Here is a 3,844-nt window from a genome sequence, read left to right as displayed (position 1 = left end):
GCCGCCCTCGCACGCGTGCGGTGGGCGGAGCGGGGCGGGGCCGGAGGCGTGTGCGGTGGCGCACCGGCTCAGCCGGGCCCGGGCTCCGGGTCGCGGTCCGACCTGGGCCAGACGTACGGCATGCCCCCGGGCACGTCGGGAAAGCGGTCGCGGTAGAAGTCCGGGTCCTTCCCGACCAGCGCCGACCGGTGACTGCGGTGGAAGTCCGGGTCCCCGAGCCAGGGCGGAAGCTCCCCGGCCACGGCCAGCTCGTCCTGACTCCGGATCCCCACTCCCGGGTGCGAGGTGCCGAAGTCCCGGGTGAGGGTGGCCGCGCAGGTGTCGGAGCGCCCCTCGGCCGTCCACGCCGCGCAGATGTCCAGGCCGTACCGCACGAGCGCCTCCTCGTACCCGGTCCACATGCGTACGGCGGGGTGTCTGCGCCAGCCGTATCCCGGGACGGTCAGACCGCGCAGCACCTGGAGTGCCTCCACCCGCTGCTTGCCGAGCCGCCGCGGGTCCAGGACCAGGGCCGTGTCCACGAAAGAGGGAAAAGGGAGAAATGTCTGCACATGACCTTCTTACCGTGCGACGAGCGCGTTCCGGTCCGGCGCGGCCGGGTGGCGGCGGCCCCCGGCCCGCGTGCGCTCACGCGGGCACGCGGCGGGCCGCTCCACTGCCGCGCGGGCGGGCCCGGGGGGTGGGGCGCCAGGTGGCCACCAGGGCCGCGGCCAGCAGGAGTTCGGCGATGTCGCCGCCGTAGTACATGAGCTCTGCGCCGCCCCTGACCTGGTCGACCGGTGCGTGGACGTCGGTCCAGAAGCCCCCGTAGATCATCTGCGAGAGCACGGCGTGCACCGCGATCGCGACTCCCAGGCAGACCAGCCGGACGCGCACGCCCGGCCGCGAGGGTGCCGGATCGGGGCCCGCCATGACGTGGGCGAACAGGAGGCCGGCCAGCAGGAAGTGGGCGTTCATCAGCCAGTGACCCGCCGGATGCCCCATGGCCGTGTTGTACAGGGGGGTGACGTAGAGCGCCACCAGGGTGCCGGCGGACAGGAGCAGGGCGACGGCGGGACGCGTCGCCACCCGGGCGGGGCGGCTGTGCAGCACCCGTGTCAGCCGGCGGCCGTGCGCGGTGGGCAGGGTGCGCAGCAGCAGGGTGACGGGGGCGCCGAGCACCAGGGCGAGTGGCGCGTACATGCCGATGAGCATGTGCTGGGCCATGTGTCCGCGGAAGTCGTGGTGGGCGTACGCGGCGACGGGTGGCAGCAGGGCCACGGCCAGCAGTGCGGCGCCCGCCAGGAAGCAGGCCGTTCGCCAGGGGCTCCACCCCTGGACGGGGTTGCAGCGGCGGGCCCGGCGGCTCAGCGCCACGTACGAACCCGCGAGCAGCAGCAGCGCGAACGCGGGCAGCACGGTGCCCGGCAGGACGCCGGAGGCCGGGGCCCCGGGTGAGTGCGCGTCGTGGCCCATCAGCGGCTCCCGGCCTCACGCCCGCCCCGCGCGGGGGCGCCGGGGTCGACGGACCGCCCGCCTCGCCCCAGGAGGCGGCCGCCGGCGAGCAGGAGCAGGCCCAGGAGGAGGAAGCCCATGTCCCACCAGATCCGGTGGGGGCCGCCGTGGACGTGGTGGATGCCGAGGATCTGGTGGTCGAGCAGGCCTTCGACGATGTTGAACAGCCCCCAGCCCACCAGGACCCAACCCCACAGCACCCGGGAGGTCCAGACGCGCCGGCGCTCGTGGGTGACCCGGGAATGGAGGACGGCCAGACCGGTGAGGACCGCCAGCCAGCACACCGCGTGGAAGACCCCGTCCCACACGGTGTTCATCTCGAGCCCCGAGACCGTGCGGGGGTCGTAGTACCTGACGCCGATGCGGTCGTCGTTCGTGCTGGTGAGCATGTGGTGCCACTGCAGGAGCTGGTGCAGCAGGATGCCGTCGACGAAGCCGCCGAGCCCGATCCCGAGCAGGATCCCCGGCAGCCGGATGTCGGCGGGAGCCTGCACCGCCCGGGCCGCCCCGCTGGTGGTGGCCATCACCTGTCCCCTTCCCCTGTGCGTCGGGCCGGTGGGCCCTGGACAGCACGTATGCCCGCGCGGCCCGGGAAGCTCACGCCCCCGGCCCGGATCGGCCCGGAACGGCCGGTGCGCGGGCGGCCGCCGCCCCGGTGGCGGCCCGGGCGTGCGCGGGGAGTCCCCTGCGGAGCGGGGTGCCAGCGCCCCACCCGGGTCCCCGGCACCGGGCCGAAGGACCGCCGGACGGTGTTGACGTGAAGAGAGCCGCCGAACCACTTTGCATGAAAATGCATTCTGGCGCATACTCTTCCCATGTCTAAGGTTCTCACCTCCCTGCCCACCGGCGAGCGCGTCGGCATCGCCTTCTCCGGCGGACTCGACACCTCGGTCGCGGTCGCCTGGATGCGCGACAAGGGCGCCGTCCCGTGCACCTACACCGCCGACATCGGCCAGTACGACGAGCCCGACATCGCGTCGGTGCCCGGCCGTGCGACGGCGTACGGCGCCGAGATCGCGCGCCTGGTCGACTGCCGCGCCGCGCTGGTCGAGGAGGGCCTGGCCGCGCTCACCTGCGGCGCGTTCCACATCCGCTCGGGGGGGCGTGCCTACTTCAACACGACGCCGCTCGGCCGCGCCGTCACGGGCACCCTGCTGGTCAAGGCCATGCTCGAGGACGACGTGCAGATCTGGGGCGACGGCTCGACCTTCAAGGGCAACGACATCGAGCGGTTCTACCGCTACGGGTTGCTCGCCAACCCGCACCTGCGCATCTACAAGCCGTGGCTGGACGCCGACTTCGTCTCCGAACTCGGTGGCCGCAAGGAGATGTCGGAGTGGCTGCTCGCCCACGACCTCCCCTACCGCGACAGCACCGAGAAGGCCTACTCCACCGACGCCAACATCTGGGGCGCCACCCACGAGGCGAAGACGCTGGAGCACCTCGACACGGGTGTCGAGACCGTCGACCCCATCATGGGTGTGCGGTTCTGGGACCCCTCCGTCGAGATCGCCGCCGAGGACGTGACCATCGGCTTCGACCAGGGCCGTCCGGTGACGATCAACGGCAAGGAGTTCGCCTCGCCGGTCGACCTGGTGATGGAGGCGAACGCCATCGGCGGCCGCCACGGCATGGGCATGTCGGACCAGATCGAGAACCGGATCATCGAGGCCAAGAGCCGCGGCATCTACGAGGCCCCGGGCATGGCGCTGCTGCACGCCGTGTACGAGCGGCTGGTCAACGCGATCCACAACGAGGACACGGTCGCGCAGTACCACAACGAGGGGCGGCGCCTGGGCCGCCTCATGTACGAGGGCCGCTGGCTCGACCCGCAGGCGCTGATGGTCCGCGAGTCGCTGCAGCGCTGGGTCGGGGCGGCGGTCACCGGAGAGGTGACGCTCCGCCTGCGGCGCGGTGAGGACTACTCGGTCATGAACACCTCCGGCCCGGCGTTCAGCTACCACCCGGACAAGCTGTCCATGGAGCGCACCGACAACTCGGCGTTCGGCCCGGTGGACCGGATCGGCCAGCTCACCATGCGCAACCTCGACATCGCCGACTCCCGCGCCAAGCTGGAGCAGTACGCCGGTCTCGGCATCGTCGGCAACACCCACGCGGCGCTCCTCGGTGCCCCGCAGGCCGACTCGACGAAGCTGATCGGCGACATGCCGGAAGGCGGCGCCGAGGTCATCGCCTCCCGCGCTCCGGCCGAGGGCGACGCCGACCAGATGCTCGACCGCGCCGCGATGGAGTTCGGCACCGACTGACGAAAGCGGCGGACCCCGCCACGGCCGGTCAGCGGGGTACGCCCGCCGGACTCCGGCTCCGCACGCCGATGCGCCCGGCGGCC

4 protein-coding genes are annotated in these 3,844 nt (G+C 72.8%); 1 reads left to right on the top strand and 3 read right to left on the bottom strand.

The features are described from left to right. Window positions 1-68: 68 nt before the first annotated feature. The 3 genes from ABZ371_RS30155 to ABZ371_RS30145 all read right to left on the bottom strand — a co-directional run bounded on the left by ABZ371_RS30155 (window position 69) and on the right by ABZ371_RS30145 (window position 2,018). Complete coding sequence (locus ABZ371_RS30155; RefSeq protein WP_358685552.1) at window positions 69-551, bottom strand: MSMEG_6728 family protein; 483 nt, start codon at window positions 549-551, stop codon at window positions 69-71. Between the two features lie 76 nt (window positions 552-627). Next, the gene (locus ABZ371_RS30150) at window positions 628-1,455 is read right to left on the bottom strand and encodes a cytochrome c oxidase assembly protein (RefSeq protein WP_358685550.1); all 828 of its coding nucleotides are present in this window, start codon (window positions 1,453-1,455) and stop codon (window positions 628-630) included. Next, on the bottom strand, window positions 1,455-2,018 hold the full coding sequence (locus ABZ371_RS30145) for a DUF2243 domain-containing protein (protein WP_358685547.1): 564 nt from the start codon (window positions 2,016-2,018) through the stop codon (window positions 1,455-1,457). The genes ABZ371_RS30150 and ABZ371_RS30145 overlap by 1 nt, the downstream gene beginning before the upstream one ends. Window positions 2,019-2,309: 291 nt before the next feature. Here ABZ371_RS30145 and argG point away from each other — a divergent pair, with 291 nt between their 5' ends. After that, window positions 2,310-3,761 carry an argininosuccinate synthase gene (gene argG / locus ABZ371_RS30140; RefSeq protein ID WP_358685544.1) on the top strand — a complete coding sequence of 484 codons (1,452 nt, stop codon included), beginning with the start codon at window positions 2,310-2,312 and terminating at the stop codon, window positions 3,759-3,761. Window positions 3,762-3,844: the final 83 nt, after the last annotated feature.

Origin of the sequence: Streptomyces sp. NPDC005899 (genome assembly GCF_040629645.1) — a bacterium.
Classification (GTDB): Bacteria; Actinomycetota; Actinomycetes; order Streptomycetales; family Streptomycetaceae; genus Streptomyces.
This window is presented reverse-complemented; position numbering and strand designations above follow the sequence as displayed.

Coding starts and splice junctions, on each gene's coding strand:
- argG (WP_358685544.1), top strand. CDS start 2,310: ATGTCTAAGGTTCTCACCTCCCTGCCCACCGGCGAGCGCGTCGGCATC.
- ABZ371_RS30145 (WP_358685547.1), bottom strand. CDS start 2,018: ATGGCCACCACCAGCGGGGCGGCCCGGGCGGTGCAGGCTCCCGCCGAC.
- ABZ371_RS30150 (WP_358685550.1), bottom strand. CDS start 1,455: ATGGGCCACGACGCGCACTCACCCGGGGCCCCGGCCTCCGGCGTCCTG.